Annotated in this window: 19 protein-coding genes and 1 pseudogene; 7 read left to right on the forward strand and 13 right to left on the reverse strand. The window is 62.3% G+C overall.

Annotated elements, in window-relative coordinates; translation table 11 throughout:
- The 3 genes and pseudogenes from AOT87_RS11535 to AOT87_RS11545 all read left to right on the forward strand — a co-directional run.
- A pseudogene (locus tag AOT87_RS11535) lies at positions 1-724 on the forward strand (hypothetical protein); the annotation flags it as partial.
- Between the two features lie 19 nt (positions 725-743).
- Positions 744-1721, forward strand: a complete 978-nt coding sequence (locus tag AOT87_RS11540; RefSeq protein ID WP_052538032.1) for a transglycosylase SLT domain-containing protein — start codon at positions 744-746, stop codon at positions 1719-1721.
- 355 nt (positions 1722-2076) lie between these two features.
- Positions 2077-2553, forward strand: a complete 477-nt coding sequence (locus AOT87_RS11545; protein ID WP_005101707.1) for a hypothetical protein — start codon at positions 2077-2079, stop codon at positions 2551-2553.
- Between the two features lie 270 nt (positions 2554-2823).
- On the opposite strand, the gene AOT87_RS29050 is transcribed toward AOT87_RS11545, so the two are convergent.
- From AOT87_RS29050 to AOT87_RS11600, 12 genes are all read right to left on the reverse strand, one after another.
- Positions 2824-2994, reverse strand: a complete 171-nt coding sequence (locus tag AOT87_RS29050) for a hypothetical protein (protein WP_005102504.1) — start codon at positions 2992-2994, stop codon at positions 2824-2826.
- Between the two features lie 46 nt (positions 2995-3040).
- Complete coding sequence (locus AOT87_RS11550) at positions 3041-3334, reverse strand: DUF4031 domain-containing protein (protein ID WP_005100060.1); 294 nt, start codon at positions 3332-3334, stop codon at positions 3041-3043.
- On the reverse strand, positions 3331-3825 hold the full coding sequence (gene rnhA / locus AOT87_RS11555; RefSeq protein WP_237085117.1) for a ribonuclease HI: 495 nt from the start codon (positions 3823-3825) through the stop codon (positions 3331-3333). The genes AOT87_RS11550 and rnhA overlap by 4 nt, the downstream gene beginning before the upstream one ends.
- 68 nt (positions 3826-3893) lie before the next feature.
- Entirely contained in the window at positions 3894-4955 is a 1062-nt protein-coding gene (locus AOT87_RS11560) for a DNA ligase (RefSeq protein WP_057970081.1), read from the reverse strand.
- A gap of 75 nt (positions 4956-5030) precedes the next feature.
- Positions 5031-5486, reverse strand: coding sequence for a hypothetical protein (locus tag AOT87_RS11565; RefSeq protein WP_057970080.1), 456 nt, complete (start codon positions 5484-5486; stop codon positions 5031-5033).
- Entirely contained in the window at positions 5483-5743 is a 261-nt protein-coding gene (locus AOT87_RS11570) for a hypothetical protein (protein WP_052539133.1), read from the reverse strand. Before AOT87_RS11570 ends, AOT87_RS11565 begins: the two co-directional genes overlap by 4 nt.
- A 4-nt stretch (positions 5744-5747) precedes the next feature.
- Positions 5748-6428 carry a hypothetical protein gene (locus AOT87_RS11575; RefSeq protein ID WP_052539132.1) on the reverse strand — a complete coding sequence of 227 codons (681 nt, stop codon included), beginning with the start codon at positions 6426-6428 and terminating at the stop codon, positions 5748-5750.
- Between the two features lie 115 nt (positions 6429-6543).
- Positions 6544-7095 carry a hypothetical protein gene (locus AOT87_RS11580; protein ID WP_234795456.1) on the reverse strand — a complete coding sequence of 184 codons (552 nt, stop codon included), beginning with the start codon at positions 7093-7095 and terminating at the stop codon, positions 6544-6546.
- 170 nt (positions 7096-7265) lie between these two features.
- Positions 7266-7562: a hypothetical protein gene (locus AOT87_RS11585; RefSeq protein WP_049233229.1), complete on the reverse strand. Its 297-nt coding sequence runs from the start codon at positions 7560-7562 to the stop codon at positions 7266-7268.
- 1 nt (position 7563) lies between these two features.
- Positions 7564-8439 carry a hypothetical protein gene (locus AOT87_RS11590; RefSeq protein ID WP_057970079.1) on the reverse strand — a complete coding sequence of 292 codons (876 nt, stop codon included), beginning with the start codon at positions 8437-8439 and terminating at the stop codon, positions 7564-7566.
- Positions 8440-8602: 163 nt separating this feature from the next.
- A complete protein-coding gene (locus AOT87_RS11595; protein ID WP_049234811.1) occupies positions 8603-8842 on the reverse strand; it encodes a hypothetical protein in 240 nt (79 codons plus the stop codon).
- 377 nt (positions 8843-9219) lie between these two features.
- Positions 9220-10458 carry a hypothetical protein gene (locus AOT87_RS11600; RefSeq protein ID WP_057970078.1) on the reverse strand — a complete coding sequence of 413 codons (1239 nt, stop codon included), beginning with the start codon at positions 10456-10458 and terminating at the stop codon, positions 9220-9222.
- A gap of 180 nt (positions 10459-10638) precedes the next feature.
- Between AOT87_RS11600 and AOT87_RS11605 the strand changes: the two genes are divergently transcribed.
- Complete coding sequence (locus tag AOT87_RS11605) at positions 10639-10821, forward strand: hypothetical protein (protein WP_057970077.1); 183 nt, start codon at positions 10639-10641, stop codon at positions 10819-10821.
- Between the two features lie 8 nt (positions 10822-10829).
- Here AOT87_RS11605 and AOT87_RS11610 read toward each other — a convergent pair whose 3' ends face one another.
- Positions 10830-12086, reverse strand: a complete 1257-nt coding sequence (locus AOT87_RS11610) for an ATP-binding protein (RefSeq protein ID WP_057970087.1) — start codon at positions 12084-12086, stop codon at positions 10830-10832.
- A 259-nt stretch (positions 12087-12345) separates the two neighbouring features.
- Between AOT87_RS11610 and AOT87_RS11615 the strand changes: the two genes are divergently transcribed.
- The 3 genes from AOT87_RS11615 to AOT87_RS11625 all read left to right on the forward strand — a co-directional run bounded on the left by AOT87_RS11615 (position 12346) and on the right by AOT87_RS11625 (position 15110).
- Positions 12346-12696 (forward strand): hypothetical protein, encoded by a 351-nt coding sequence (locus tag AOT87_RS11615; RefSeq protein WP_057970076.1) that lies wholly within the window; start codon positions 12346-12348, stop codon positions 12694-12696.
- A 136-nt stretch (positions 12697-12832) separates the two neighbouring features.
- Entirely contained in the window at positions 12833-14140 is a 1308-nt protein-coding gene (locus AOT87_RS11620; protein ID WP_057970075.1) for a WGR domain-containing protein, read from the forward strand.
- Positions 14141-14183: 43 nt separating this feature from the next.
- Positions 14184-15110 (forward strand): DUF2637 domain-containing protein, encoded by a 927-nt coding sequence (locus AOT87_RS11625; RefSeq protein WP_057970074.1) that lies wholly within the window; start codon positions 14184-14186, stop codon positions 15108-15110.
- Positions 15111-15161 lie beyond the last annotated feature (51 nt).

Here is a 15161-nt window from a genome sequence, read left to right on the forward strand (position 1 = left end):
GGCGTCGGGGAATTTGATCTTCTTTCCCTTGACGTCGACGGTCGTGTCCGGCGTTCCCAAACCTGCTGCGGGAGCGCCGGACACGACCGTCGACGTCAAGGGAAAGAAGATCAAATTCCCCGACGCCAAGACCGCCAAGCTGGCCAAGCTGCTCGCCGCGGCCGACCCGAACCACCCGATCTCGCTGGCCGATGCCGCGGCCCAGTCGGGTCTGACCCCGCCGGTGCCCGGTCAGGACCCCGGCAAGCAGATCCCGCCCGCCGATGCCAAGCCCGGCGATTTCCTGGTGGCCGGCGACAAGCACTTCATGGTGCTCGGCGACGGCAAGTTCTACGACCTGGCCCAGTACCGGACGATCGATGCCTCCGAGCTGCCGCATGACATGGGTTCGCGCGCAGGCTACTTCCGCCTCGGCGACCCCGGCGCCGCAGCTGCGGGCCAGGGCCCGGTGTCGGGCCCGACCTCCGGTGTGCCGTTCTCCGTGCCCGGGGCCACCGACGCGCCCACCGCGCCGGCCGACACCTCCGCGGGTGCTCCCGCGGCACAGCCCGCGGCCCCGCACCCGTTGGGCGCCGCCCAACAGTCGGTGCAATCGACCGGAAGCCCCGGCGTGCCCAAGCCCGGTGGCACCGCCCCGGCCAACGCCGCGGCCACCAACACCGGCGCAGGTACCTCGGTGCCGTCCTCGACGGTGCACAACCTCGATCCCAGCGCCGTGAAGTGACGAGGCTAGGCGAACAGCGATGACCGGCGCGATTGGAAATGAGTACGACACTGTCATTGGCGGAAGCCAGAAGGCGGCACAGGGATTGCCCAATCCCACAGGAGGCAAGCCGGGCGCCGGGGTGGATCCACGACTGACCCATGCAGTCGATGACACCTCCAAGCAGACCAAAGACGCTCGCAACAAGGTCTCTGACCGCACCGACAAGACGGCCGACTACGCCAAGGGACTCAAGGATATTCAGGAACGCGGCGGCCGCGACGTCCAAGGTTCCGGTAGCGGCGACAGCGGCAAGAACGCGCGCTCGGCCATGCCCGCCATGCCCCAAGTGCCCCAACAAGCCGCACCTTCACCTCAGCCGCAGTCTTCTGCTCCAGCTCCGCAGCCGTCCGCTCCATCGGTCCCGGCGCCCTCAGGGCTGACCAACATCGACCCGAAGGTGCTCGAAGAACTGGTCAAGGCAGTCAAAGAACGCCAAGCCGAGCTCGGCCCAGATGCGTTCCCATCGAGCGGGCCCGGCGCACCGCAGCGTCCTCAGCCCTTGGACGTCTCGCAGGTGTCGCTGGAGAAATATCCGGGCGGGCCGTTGTCCAAGGAAGAGACCGCAAGCGTCATCGATCAGGCACTCACCATCAACGGGATCCCGGAGGATCCTGCGCTGCGCGCCCAGTGGCAAGAGCTGTACCAGCACATGGCAGAGCATGAGTCTTCACGTGATCCGAATGCTGGCAACAACTCTGACAGCAACGCCACTGGCTCGATGATGGAGGACGGGTACTACGCCAACTCCAGCCGCGGTATCTGGCAGTGCATACCGTCAACGTTTGCCGCATATCACATGGGCGGTACGTCAAACAGCATCTTCGATCCCATCGCCAGCGCCGCTGCGTCCATGAACTACGTGATGCAGACTTATCACGTCTCCCCAGATGGCAGCGGCCTGGCAGGTTTCATGGAGCGGCAAGGTGTCGGAAGTGGCAGCTACCAGGGATACTGATCATCAACGGGAGCACGATCGCCGATCGGTACGCCCGCGACAGGAGGGAACTACCTTGTTCGGCAAGAAGAAGCACAAGCGCAGCGATCCTTCAACCACGTCCGATTCTCCGCACTCCTATGACTCGTACACTCCGACCAGCTACTACGACTGGGGTGGCAGTGCCGGCAGCTGTGACACCTCAGGTTCGTCGAGCTGCGACTTTTCATCTTTCTCGTGCGATGGGGGAGGTTTCTGATCCCGTGATCTACTAGCGGAGCGCTCCGGTTGGCTGACCCAACCGGAGCGTTTTGGTTCGCTGTGGGGATCGCGCCGCGACAAAGCGGCCCGCACACGCGGCCTCATCATCCGCGCCGTGACCACACCAACCGGGACACACAAAGCCGCTCACGGCCTGCGCACCGTAGCGCCGATCGCGATTGAGACAGCGGTGAAAATGCGTCGGGCCGCAATCCGCCCCAGTGATATCGACGACCAGCTGTGTCGATACCTGGGCGATGGGGACACCGATGCGCTGCACCTGGGCGTCTGCGTCGACGACACGGTCGTCGGATCGATCTCATGCGTGCCAGACCCGCTCGTGCTCGACGGGGCCTTGTACCCATGGCGCCGGCGGGGATTCTGCGTTCTGCCCGGGCATCGAGCCAGCGGAGTCGGCCGGTGGTTCTACGGCATGTTCCTTACCGAACTCAGTGCACGCAACATGCTTCCTACGTGGGGAACGAGCCGCGAGGACCTGATCCCGTTCTATACGACTTTCGGGCTGCGGCGCACGGACAATGTCGTGAATTTCCCGGGGACGGGGCTACACCGTGTGTGCCTGTACCCCTGAACCAAGTAGCAGGTGCCGCCTCCGAGGGGGTTCTCGGTTAGACCGAGGAGGCGGCACCTGCAAGAAAGATCATGCCAGATTGCGGGCCGATCGTCACCCGCATCGCAAAGAATTCACGGGGACGCGGGGTGTTGATCTTGTTGCGCCCCAAGTAGTCCCGTTATGCCCTAGTGCCTAATCATCGGAACGCACGTCGGCCTGAGACAGATCAGGCGCGATATGGCAAGGGAATCCCGCTACTGAATAAAGCAGCCGTAGTTGAATTTTCGATCAACCAGCGTGCGCGAACTCCGCCAATTCGGCGGCTAATTCCTTTGCGTATTCGGCATACTCGCGGGTTCCCTCGGGGAATTTCGGCGCCATCTCGACGGGTAGTCCGTGAGTCTTTGACCACTGTTCTCGGGCCTGATCCGCTGACAGGTACTTGGGTTCTTCGGCCATTATTCTCTCCTTCGGTTGGGGCGCAGCTGAACACGCTGGAAGCGAATCAGCCGCGTGCAGCGCGTAGCTGTTCGCGCTTGCGACGGAACAAATCCATCGATTCTCGGCTCATGTACCCAATCGGTACCGCGCCGAGCCGCAGCGCTTCCTGCCGTCGTGAATCCGTCACGTCGTAGTGCGAGATCGCGGTTCCGGGCTTCTGATGCCACGAGCGCTTGAGTCCCAACCTGGCGGCGAACGCGTGTAGCTCTTCGTCGGTGTCTGCCATCAGATGTGACCAGTGGGCCTGCAGCCTGCCAACCCGGGCTGGCATCCGCATGTCGTCGACGTAGACGGTCATCGGCACGGCCTCCGTCCAGCTGGTCGGTCGCTTCCTCGCTTCGCCGACCTGACTGCGCCTGTGGATCCGCCGAATTCGATGGCGCCTCGGGTGGCGAGTTGATCAGCGAGTTCGTTGCCTTCGTGTCCGTTGTGGCCTTTCACCCAGCGCCAGTCGATGTCGAATCGCGCCGCAGCGGCGTCGAGCCGCTGCCACAGATCGGCGTTCTTGACCGGCGCTTTAGCGGACGTCTTCCAGCCGTTGCGCTTCCACCCTGAAATCCAGCTGGTGATGCCGTTACGCACGTACTGGCTGTCGGTCCACAGCTGAACCTGGTGCGGTGTGGTGATCGCCTCCAGCGCCATAATGGCCGCCATCAGTTCCATGCGGTTGTTGGTGGTGCCACGTTCGCCGCCGTAGAGCTGTTTCTCATGTTCTCCGAAACGAAGCACCACACCCCATCCTCCGGGCCCGGGATTGCCATGGCATGCGCCGTCGGTGTAGACGGTGATGGTTTGCGTCACGGTCTCGCTGATATCAGTAATGTCTACTCCCAGGGTTTTTCATCGAAGGCTACGGGTTAAGTGGTCTTGAACTTGAGCTGTGCAGTCACGCACTCGGGCGGTTCTACATCACTGCGCTCCCCCAGATACACCGGCTGAACCAGCGCAGGAGCGGCGTAGAGGTAGCGCACCTCGACCACCGCGCCGATCGAAGGAACGTCGTGGTTCGCAGGGATGGTCACATTACCCACCGGCTCCCAGCCCTTCTCACCGAGCAGACTGAGCCCCACGCTGCGTTGCGTGTTGATCGTGGTCACCAGCGCGCTCAGCGTCGCGACGAACTTGAATTTGAGCTGCGGCCCGCCTCTGTTGGGGCGCCCGGGAGTGAAAGGCGCGTCCCACAGTTTGAATACGACGCCCTCCGCGCCGCCTGCTTTGAGGGCGGCAAGGCGCCGCGCCTTGTCAGCCGCGCCAGCCCAGCTGTCCACGAAGGTGATGTGCGGCCCGCTGCCCGCGAGCAGGTCAACAAGTCCGGCATAGCGTTCGCGGTATGCCATGTCGCGCAGGTCATCACCATCGCGGCCTAGCAGATCGAAGACGAAGAGTCGATCACCGATAACTTCACTGTCGAGTATGAAGTCGCCTGGCAAGGAGTGCGCAGCTGCCACGATCGGCTCGGCTGCACCGACTACTAGGCCGAGCTTGTTGATCGCCTCCACAGAATCGCCGAACTTGCGCAGCATCAGACGGCGCCCGTCGAATTTCTGCTGCATGCACCAGGCGGGATCGTTGACGAGTCGTGCAACATCGGCTTCATCGGCAACGTTGAGCAACTGTGGCAAGAGGCCGGAGACTTGACCTGCCGCGTTGGTGTGTTGGTAAGGCGTGCCATCCAGGCCAGCGGTATACCCCTTGGCCTGTTTGTCGTTCACGAGCTTGTCGAAGATCCGGGATGCAGCTGCATAATCGACGGGGGTATTCGTCTTGGTGCCAGTGCTCAGCGCCGAACCGCGGCGCCCGTAGGCGTAGTTGACAACGAACCCTACGTCCCGAGCTTCGAGACGGACGTGATACTCCTTGTCGCTGGACCCGTTGCGGTAGTACAGACTTGCCGCTCTTGGCTCGGCAATTGCCGTCATGACGATCCTCTCGACCAATACTGTTCTATTCTCTATTTTAGAGAATTTCTGAAGGTACGGCAACCCCCTGCCGGATCAACCGGTCCATCCCGGCACCACAGTCGTTGGGATACCGAGCTCGCGCCAGAGAGCGACGATGGCTGGGTTGTCATCGATGCAGTGCACGATCTGGTGACCGTGATCGCTCGTGAGGATCCGGTGAATGTCGCGTTTGACGTCGACGTCGGGCCGGAGATCGCTATCACCGCGCATGAATGGTCCAAGGTATGGCGCCGGCATGTGCTGGTTCAGCCACGATCGAGTGGATCCCTCCCACTGGTACATCCGCGCGGTGACCACGAGGATGGTGCGCCCCGCGCTGTGGTGACGCCTGACCTCGTCGAGCACCGCGTGATGTGGAGGGCAATCGGCCGCTGCCGCATGGAAAGCGGCGAAGTCCTTTCGCTTCCCCATGACTAGATGCCGTATCGCTGACACGTCGCACAACGTTCCGTCGACGTCAACGATGACGGCCGCCCCTTCGGCGCTCATTTCGCATTGACCGGAAATCGCCGGTCAGCTGCCTCATCGGCAATCTTTTTGGCTTGCGCGAGGCCGACTTTCCCGTCCACCCAGTCCTGTTCGAGAACTCGGCCGCACGACCCGTCTTCGATTGACCAGTGATACGTCAGCGGATACTCCTGATCCCAATCGGTTTCGTAGTCGACGTAGGCAACAATCCGATCCTGCAGATCACGTCGGTGCACAATCCGCCCGCTATGGCTGGGGACCATTTTCCAGTCACCCATGCCGCTACGCGATCGGTTGCGCCAGTGCGCCGATATCAGCCATTTTCAAGGCATCGAACACAGCTGCCGGGTTGTAGTCGAAGTTCAGCGGACCGTCTTTCGGGTGGTTGAACACGAGCTCTACCACCGCGTCGTTGGTCGCTACCGCGAACACCTCCATCCAGGTGTCGGTGGTCTCGATCAGGGCGTGCGCCTGTGTTGGGTCCAGAGCCGAGGTTCCGATCGCCGCGTTGCGGAATTGATCGGCCCGCTCAGGCGCTGTCTTGCAGGCGTCCAGATAGCGCCGGTAGGCGGCCAATGCGTGGCTGGCAGCGTCCACCCCCGGGTATGTCGTGGCCGCGATCGATCCCTCCCACCCTGCGGCGTCCCCGGTCGGATTCAGCCAGGCGAAGTAGGTCGGCGAGGTCGCCTGTACGCGCGATCCCAAGTCACCTGCAGGAGGCTGGCGATCTACCGAGCACCGCACCACCCCTTCCAGCGCCCCGATGGTGGTGTCGTGACCCGTGACTGGGCTCCACTCTGCGGTGCTAGATAGCGGCAAAGCAGCGGTGTCGATGACGCTGTACGCCGGCGCGGGCGCCCACGGCCAGCCCGAGTCCGCGTGAGCGGCGGCCGGCACCGCGGCGAAAGCCGCGACAGCGAGAGCGGCGACATAGGTACGAAGGACGTTGCGGAAGCTGTTCATGGCGGCGACGGTAGCCAGGGAAGGCAGCCAGCTGCCGACAGCGGCGCGTACACGCCGACATATTGACCAAACGTGAGCCGCGCGCAGGCGCCGAGGCAGCGGAGCAAGTACGGCCTCATGGGAGCCCCCGGAAAGTCTCAGCATGGATGAAAGTTCCCGGCGCCCACACCATGTACTCGAACGCTTCTCGGCCCCCAGCTGCTGATGTTCCCGTGATTCGCAGATATCCCCGGTTATCCACTTCATCGATCTCGCAGTTTGGATAGGTGACCGGCCCACCTTCGCATTGCGGGTAGACAACCGTCACCTTCTCAGCTGGTCCGGCCGCAATTTGACTCTGCTCTTCCCAGCCCCAGCGTTCAGGCACCACACAGGAGCCGGCCGCGTCAGCAGAGACGATTCGATATGCGAGCTGCGACAACGCCGTTCGCGGATCGACCGTGTCGGTTACCACGGCCAGGGCACGGAAGTCTCCAATGTCACCGTCTTCGTTCGCGGCAAATAGGTACGTTGACGTTTCTCCCGGAACGACAATCACGCTGCTGAATGGGCCTATCGGGGAATCTAATTCAGGGTGAAGGAGATAGTGCTGTTGCTCGGTACCGATGCGGCTGCCACGTCTGTTCTCAACCAGCTCAACAGCGGTGTACTCGATGGCAACAGTCATGCTCTCTCCCGCGATCAATCTTCAAACTTGTTCGTATGTTGGTCAGACGTCACGGACCACCGATTCGGTTCCATCGATTTTGGAGGATTTCTGGGCCGCTGATTCTCGGCGCGAGGCGCGCGTGACCTGGCTATTATCAACAGCTTTCGCCCTTGCAGGCGCGTGCGGTCTCAGATCCTGGGAATCAATCGTGGCCTAAACGTTACAAACGATTTCACCTCGATCGTGGGCGATACGGGAGTCGGCTCCCCCTCAACCTCAGTTCCGTCTTCGGTGGATTCGCTCACCGTAAACTGCCACATCTGCCCGTCGGGGTCAGTGGCCACGATTGTGAAATACACACGAGAGTGTTTGAACCACGCATACTCGCGTGAGACGACCACCCAGCCTGCAACCTCTGCACCGACGTCACTGAGAAGATAGCCGTGATTGGCGATCGCCGCCCGGGCCTGGTCAACGGTAACCATGTCAGTACCGCTCCCGAATCCCCGAAGAGAAGATCAACCCTGACCCACCGCACGCTGCGCACGCCGTTACCGGCTCGTCGACTCGTTCCCGGATCTCAATGACGATCCGCTCGACCTCGGCGTGTGCCGCGGCTAGTGAATCAGCGGCGATCGTGATCGGAACCGGTGTTATCAGTTTCACGTACTTTGTGTCGGTGACCGCGATGCGCTTGGCGTCGCGCCGGTTGTTGAGCGGGTTCTTCTTCATCAACTTCTTACGCGCGTCCGAGAACGCGACCTCGAACTCCACCGTCAGCTGCACCTCGGACTGCCCTGGCCGGGGCTGGCCAGCCGAGGCACGCAGGCCAGCATCAGTCAGGCTCGCCACGATCAGGTCCGGAACTGCTCCCAGCGTTCCTGGCACCACGGCAGACAAGGGCGCAGGAACGCCCAAGTAATCAGCAGAAGGTGACCACCCCATTGCACTGTCGGGAATGCCCGAGACCGCGACATCAAGCACCCGCATCTCAGCGAGGTCACAGGTGCGCGAAGGGGTGCTGTCGTGGGTGCTCTTGTCGACAACGCGCCGGTAGAAAGCATCGACGTTTTCCCACTGGCCGCGCAGTTCATCCATGTGAGCTTCGCTGCCTACCGTCTCGGGTAGCTCCGGTACGTTTGCGATCCGTTCGAAATGCTTGAAGACCTCGAGCGTCTCGGTCCGCGTTGGCCCTTGCACGGTGAAGGACTGCGCCCCTGGGTCCAGCACGACGTAGCCATCCATGGCGTGCACCGATGCAGACTCGACAACCTTCTCTACCCCACCGCCCCAGCCATTGGATCGTTCAAGCTTCACAGGCACGATCGTGGTGCCATTGGGCAGCCGAACCGCGACGGTCATGGACGAACACCGCCCTTGATCTGTCCTGCTTCTACAACCAGCCATCCGCCGTCTGGGAGCTGTACGCGGTAGGTCGGTATGACCTCAACAACCGTCGCATTCATACGCCCAGCCCCGATCTGTACCTGGGATCCGACCGGCCATTGCACGACCTCCTGGTCACTCATCGCCGCCCGGCTCCCGATTCGACGGGGTGCAGCTGGTTGTAGCGTTCCCAGTTGCACGATGGGCTGGCAGACCCGCCGTTGAACCTGTCGATGGCAACGACGCATGTCACGGTAGTGCCATCGCCGAGTTTCACATCGCGGGGCGATGTGTCGACCTGGGCAGTCGCGGCACAGCCTGACAGTGCCACCAGTCCGAACGCCGCGAACGCGAACGTGGGAATCAGGCGTGCCCTCACCTTCCACCATCCTTCGTTGAAGCTGCAGCTGCCTTCCTGCGCCGTCGAATCAACCACACAACGGCCACAGCAAGAGCAAGCGCAACAATCAGCCCGATCGGCAGAGCGTGCATGATTCGGCTCCCCATGGACCAGCCCGCGCCGCGCACCGCGCTATTGAAGAACTGATCGAACAACCCGCCGCGCGCGTGAGTTCCATCGTGCCCGGGGCGCGGTGCCGGCGTCTCGTGACCGCCGGCATGAGCGATGAAAGCCACCATCTGTATATGGGCCACAAGGGTGTTCACCTAGCATCCTCCCAAAAAACGTTCTCTATTTTAGAGAATAGCAGTGATGCTCGCCGCACAGGACACTCGCCGGTTCGGAACGCGGTCGGATTAAGCTGCCGCATCGACCGCGAAGAGCTGGAGCTGATCGGGGTGGTCCACCGGAAGGACGATGGCTTCGTCGATCAGCTCTGGATTCATCGTCAGTTCCTCGGCGAGGTCCGCCAGCTCGGTGAGCCGCCACTGCCGTTCTACGTATTCGACCAGAGTCGACCGTGGGAGCGTTCGCACGGCCCGCGCTTGCGCAATGATCTCGTTGATTACCAGAGGCATTCGCTCACCGGAACGGTCCACAGTCCCTAACATCTCGACCAGTTGCTCAACGGCGCTGGCCTCGGGACCGTATATGCCACCGCTCGTACTCCTGGATGAGTCCCAGTCGGAGTACTCGAATGGCTCTGTTGCAATGACGATCCGCGGACGCAGCAGCCTGTCCAGAATCACACGCAGGTGTCCACCATCGTTGTCGGGTAGACGATCCCAAGCGTCGTCGGTGTCCTCGCACCACCGATCGACCACACATTGGGCGTCATCGCTGATTTTCCCCGCACCGAACGTTCCCTCGCCGGGGTCTGCGGCACGAGTAGTGAACATCACGGCCGACTCACGCACGAACACCAATTCGATGTCGGAAGCAACTGAAAGGCGGGCGGCCTGTTCATCGCCTTTAGAGCGCCGCAAGTATTGCTTCCAGCTCTTGGTGCCGATCGCTTGTTCGGGGGTGTCACAGCGGGTGATGTACACCCCGTGGGCCAGCACAGCGTCAGCGTTGCGGCCAAAGAATTGAGCATCGATATCGCCGCGGCATGTGATGCGTCCATAGGCCTTACAGAGAGCCCTGACCTCCGCTGCACCGATGCTTTCTTCTTCCCTGTCAGCCGTATGAAAGCAGATGGGTGCATATCGATTGCCCGACGCTTCGGCAGCTTCGATCGACCTGAGTTCAGTCGCAGCCATAGCAGCCCAATCGGTGCGCGAGATCTCCTGTCGCAGCTCACGTGCCTTGCATACGTACAGATCGACAATCTCCTGGCGCTCGCGACGCTGATTCGCTTCGACAGCGGCGAGCCCGGCCGGCGACAACGGCACAGCGGCCGCCAGGTCACCGGCGATGGAGCGAAAAGCAACCGTTCCATGCTCGGCGACCAGCTGTTCGGCGGTTCGCAACGCAGTCGTCGGCCCCACCAACGGATGCAGGGGCTCATACCCCCGAGACAGGGTGTAGTCAGCGAGCCGCTCTGCCTGCGATGAGCCCTGAGCTTTACGTCGGAACCTGGTCGTGCCACCCATCGTCGCCTCCTGTGGTGCGTAATCGACCGGGCTCGTAGCCGGTCGCTGCCACGGGCAAGGTAGCGACAACCCGAGACACTGTGAATCGACGAGCACGGACACGCCGACGCAGCGTCAGTTTCTTGCCGTATTCTCGGAAATAGAGAATTTGGCGAACCTGGCGCGGAGAGGAGGACGACCGTGACGACCAAGACCCAGCCGATGCCGAATACAGGCTCGGGCGCACCCGCCTACGTGGCCAAGATGCAAGGCCTGCGCCGAAGCGGTGCCGCTGGCGCCCACCAACCCAAGGCCACCAAACGGGCCCGCACCCGCGCGTCGGCCCAGCGGCGCGCCATTCGGCGTGACTTCGCTGCCGGCTGAACCCGCCCTTACAGGTCGTTGTTGGCCCAGATATTCGGATCTTCGGCAAGGAACAGTCCGGGCGCGCTACGCACGATCGGGCGCGGGAACCGCCTCTGCCTGATCTCCGAGAGGATGTTTTTCGGGTTGTTGCCGGTGTAGAAGCCCGTGAAGTCCCAGCGTTGCGCCGCCTCGGAGATGTCGGCCTGAAGTAAATGGATGGCCAGCTGGTTTGGGGTGGGTGGCGCCGCCTGGTCGCATGCGAATGGTCCAGCACCGTAATAGCGCTCGACCTCGCCTCCCGACTCCGTGATTCCCGAGACATCCAGCTGGGCGTGTACCGGAACAGACCCGTTCTCGACGAATAGGTCGGCTCGGGTGGCCGGGTCTGGTGGCGGATTCAGGCCTTCGCGTCGCCACTCCACTAGTCGATAAGGGCTGTTCGGATCGATCGGCGAGTTCCCCGCTGGCAAGTCGGACATGCACAGTCCAACCCCTCCTAGGCGGGAAGCGCAGAACATCCAGTCATCCTGTGGAACAGGCGCATTAGGGAGCGTTCCACCGCGAAGGTTCACGTGCTGGGAATGTGCCAGCAGGCGCCGCGGCAATACGCGGGGTGCAGCGGTGGCCGCGGTGTAGAACACCCTGGCGCCGAGGCCGGACCAGTTCTCAACCAAACCCCAAGCGTCTTCATCACCTGGAAGTATCTGATCCGCATCATCAATGAATATCAGGTGCTTCTTGTGGAGCTGTCGACCGATTCCATCCAGGTTGCCAGGCGTCAGCCTTAGTACCCGATCACCCAAGTGAGCAATCCGCGTGAAGATCGATGCGTCGGGGGCAGCTACGACAGCCAAGACTGTGTCAAGCGGGGACGTGACAACCGCTCCTTGCTCGATGAGCGCATGCAACATCGTCGTTTTCCCAGAGTTGGCTTCGCCGGAGATACCGACGCCGACGCAGCCTTCGCCCGTGTCCGCGAAAACAGGACCACCCTCGAACAACCGGGTTGCGACCAGGGCGTCGACACTGGAAGTGTTTTCCGCCGCTGGCACGGTCCACCGATCGAATGACACGCGCGAAGGTAGTGGCCGCACACCCAAGCACAAGCTTCCGAAGTCGCGAAGTTTGTGGTCGTAATGCCGAAGCAGCGCGGGCATCAGGTCGTTGACACTCGGAGCGCCCGACGAGATCTGCTTCTCCCGGATGTCTCGCGCGGCGTTGAGGGAAAGGTTCCAGGCTGACGCCAAATCCTTGGCGTAACGGTCATTCTTGGTGATGGACATTGCACGGTCCTTCATGTCTCGTGCACGTCCCGCGTTCGTGCGGATTCTCTTCCTGGCGTCCTCGGCGAGGAAACTTGGCCGGGCGAGTGCCGCAACGCGGGCGCGGCCCCAGATCCCGAAGCACGCACCCAGGATGGTGCGCAACCGAGAAGATAGAGCGCCCTACCTAAGCGCAGAGCACAGGACGCGGAAACGGAAGCAGTCGTTCACACCATTGTTATTCTCTATAATAGAGAATTCATCTCAAGGAGGAACGACAGTGCGAAACGGAAGCTTGCAAAACCTGGTAGCGGCGAACACTCGCAGCGCCAACCCCGAAGTCGGCATGGGGGCAACGATCGTGATGTGGTCCGACCGCCACGCCGCAACCATCGTCGCCATCAACGAGCGAGGCACAACTGTCCGAGTTCAGCAAGATCGGGCCACCCGCACCGATAACCACGGAATCTCCGACTCCCAGTCCTACGCATACGCCCCGAATCCCGAGGCCACAGTGCAGACGTTCACACTGCGCAAGACCGGTCGCTGGATCCGCAAGGGGGAATCAGAGAAGGGCGGCACCGTGCTCTTAATCGGCCGGCGCGACGAGCACTACGACTACAGCTTCTAGTCATAGAGCGGTCGTGCGCACACGAGATCGTTGCAGCCAGAACACCAGAGGCCGCGACGCAGCCATGAATCGCCCTATCACTGTCACACCCTTCTGCTATTCTCTATTTTAGAGAATTACTGGAGGGATTGGACAGATGTCGACCAGCACCGCCGCGCCGGCTGCCGCACTTGAGACCATCATGCTGATTCAGGTCAACGCCGCCGGGAACAACAACAAGTTCTACGAGCTTTCGAAGATGCCCGACGGAAGCACGTTCGCGCGGTGGGGCCGTGTTGGCGGCGGCGCGGGACAGTCACGCACCTACCCCGGGCACGGCAGCTTCGACAACAAGCGCGAAGAGAAGCTGCGTAAGGGCTACCAGGTTTTTGATGGGGGCAAAGCAGCATCAGCAGCGGTGGCCACGACCGCTAATCGCGGACAACTACAACAGCGCGTGAGCGCAGGTCTGTTTCCAAGCGGTGGCGCCACCGCCGACCTCATCGCCCACTTGATCCGATCAAACCGGCACGCGATCGACACCGCGACCGGTGGTCGAATCACTGTCAGCGACAGCGGTAGCGTCACCACAGCGCTCGGGCCGGTGTCATTAGTGCAGGTCACTCAGGCCCGCCGCGAGCTGGCGGTGCTGCGCGCGGGGTACGACCGATTGGCCGTCGAGAAGTACCTGACGCTGATTCCCCAGAAGATCCAGAACGTTCGTGCCACCGACTGGGTCACCCAGTCCTGGTGCCGCGAGCAGGATGACCTGCTCGATGCGCTGGAGTCAGCGGTGACTATGTCATCGACCGGAGCTGACACCGGTGACGTCGCCGCGCCTATCGATTTCCGCCACACCTTGACTGAACTGGGACACGGGGACGACGACTTCTCTCGCATCGCGGCGAAGTTCGATCGCTCCCGCAACACCATGCACGCTGCCAATCGTCTCGCCCTGCACCGGGTCTGGGCGCTCACCGACAGCAGCGGTCCCGTGTGGGAGAAGCGCAAGACCGCGCTCAAGCACAGCCGCGACCTCTGGCACGGCACCACAGCCGGGAACGTGCTCTCGATCCTGCGTACTGGCCTGATCTGCCCCCCGTCCACCGCAGGCGCCTACAACACGACCGGGCGCATGTTTGGCGACGGTGTCTACTTCTCAGATCAATCGACCAAGAGCCTGAACTATGCGATCGGCAGCGCGCCCGGCCAGCGCGGTCGAGGCAGCGGCGCCGGCAACCCGATGATGTTCCTTGCCGACGTCGTGATGGGCCGCGAATGCCGTTCCGATGCCATCACGAGCAGTTCTGCGCTGATCTCACGCTCACGCACCGGTGCTGACGACCGGGGCCGCAAGTTCGACTCGATCTATGTCCGCGGCGGGCACTGCGGCGTGATGAACAACGAGATGATCGTGTGGCGCACCGATCAGATCAAGCTCACTCACCTGTGCGAGTTCCGCTGATCGACAGGGACGCAGCTGTCCCCGGGACGAGTTGTTCGAGCGGATGGGCTTGAATCTGGATGTGCATCTCGCCGTCGAACACCACCGGAGCACCCGGCGACTCATGTGGGCGATGCTCGTGTGTGCGACCGCGACAAGCATGGCCGGCAACATTGCCCGCGCGACGGCGCATCACAACGCTGTTGACGCCCGCGGATCGATCCTCGCCGCGGCGATCCCTCCCCTGGCGCTGCTGAGTTTGACGCATCTCACCGGCATGTGGTCGCGCATCACCGCGCGTGGATTCGTCTACTGGTGCTTCTTGGCTGCTGTCACGTGCATCACCGCAGCTGCATTCCGACTCAGCTTTGACGCGCTGCGCACCCTGGCGATGCAGTACGGCTACGGACGCACCGACGCTGCGCTCTTCCCACTGATTCTCGACGGTCTGGTCGCTGTCTGCACCCTCGGTCTAGTGATGCTCTCGCGCATCGAGTCTGTCGAGGGACGTGACATCGGCGATGCACAGAAGGAACCAGCCGGCGCGCCCCAGAATCCCCGTGACGCAGCAGAACTCATACGCGTCAGGATCGCCACCAGCGATGATGCAGCAGATGACGCGGATAGCGACGCTGCTTCAGCCGCCTTGATTCGCCCCGTGCGGCATGGGGCAGAGCCGCGGATACCAACAACAGAGTCCCGCGGCGATGCTCCGCGTCAAGAGGCGTCAGTGACGCAACGCGGTGCGTCACTGCGTCACGACGATCCTGAACCTGATGCGCATCTGCTGCTCGCGCGTCGGCTGGTTCATGACAGACGCACCACTGCGGATGTCACGGTGGTGCACCGTGTCCTGCAGCGCACCGCGGACAAGGTTCCGAGTCGCGAGGTTGCCGCTGAAGTCGGCGTCTCGGCAAGTTCCGTGCAGCGCATCGTCAAAGCCGCGAAGGCCGGGCACCGCGGCCAGCTGAAGCGGCGCGAATCAGATTGAGTCACCAGGTACGAGTTGCTATCGAACGGACTTCCATCGCAGTCCAGCGAA

The sequence above is a fragment of the Mycobacteroides sp. H003 genome (assembly GCF_001440135.1).
Classification (GTDB): Bacteria; Actinomycetota; Actinomycetes; order Mycobacteriales; family Mycobacteriaceae; genus Mycobacterium; species Mycobacterium gwanakae.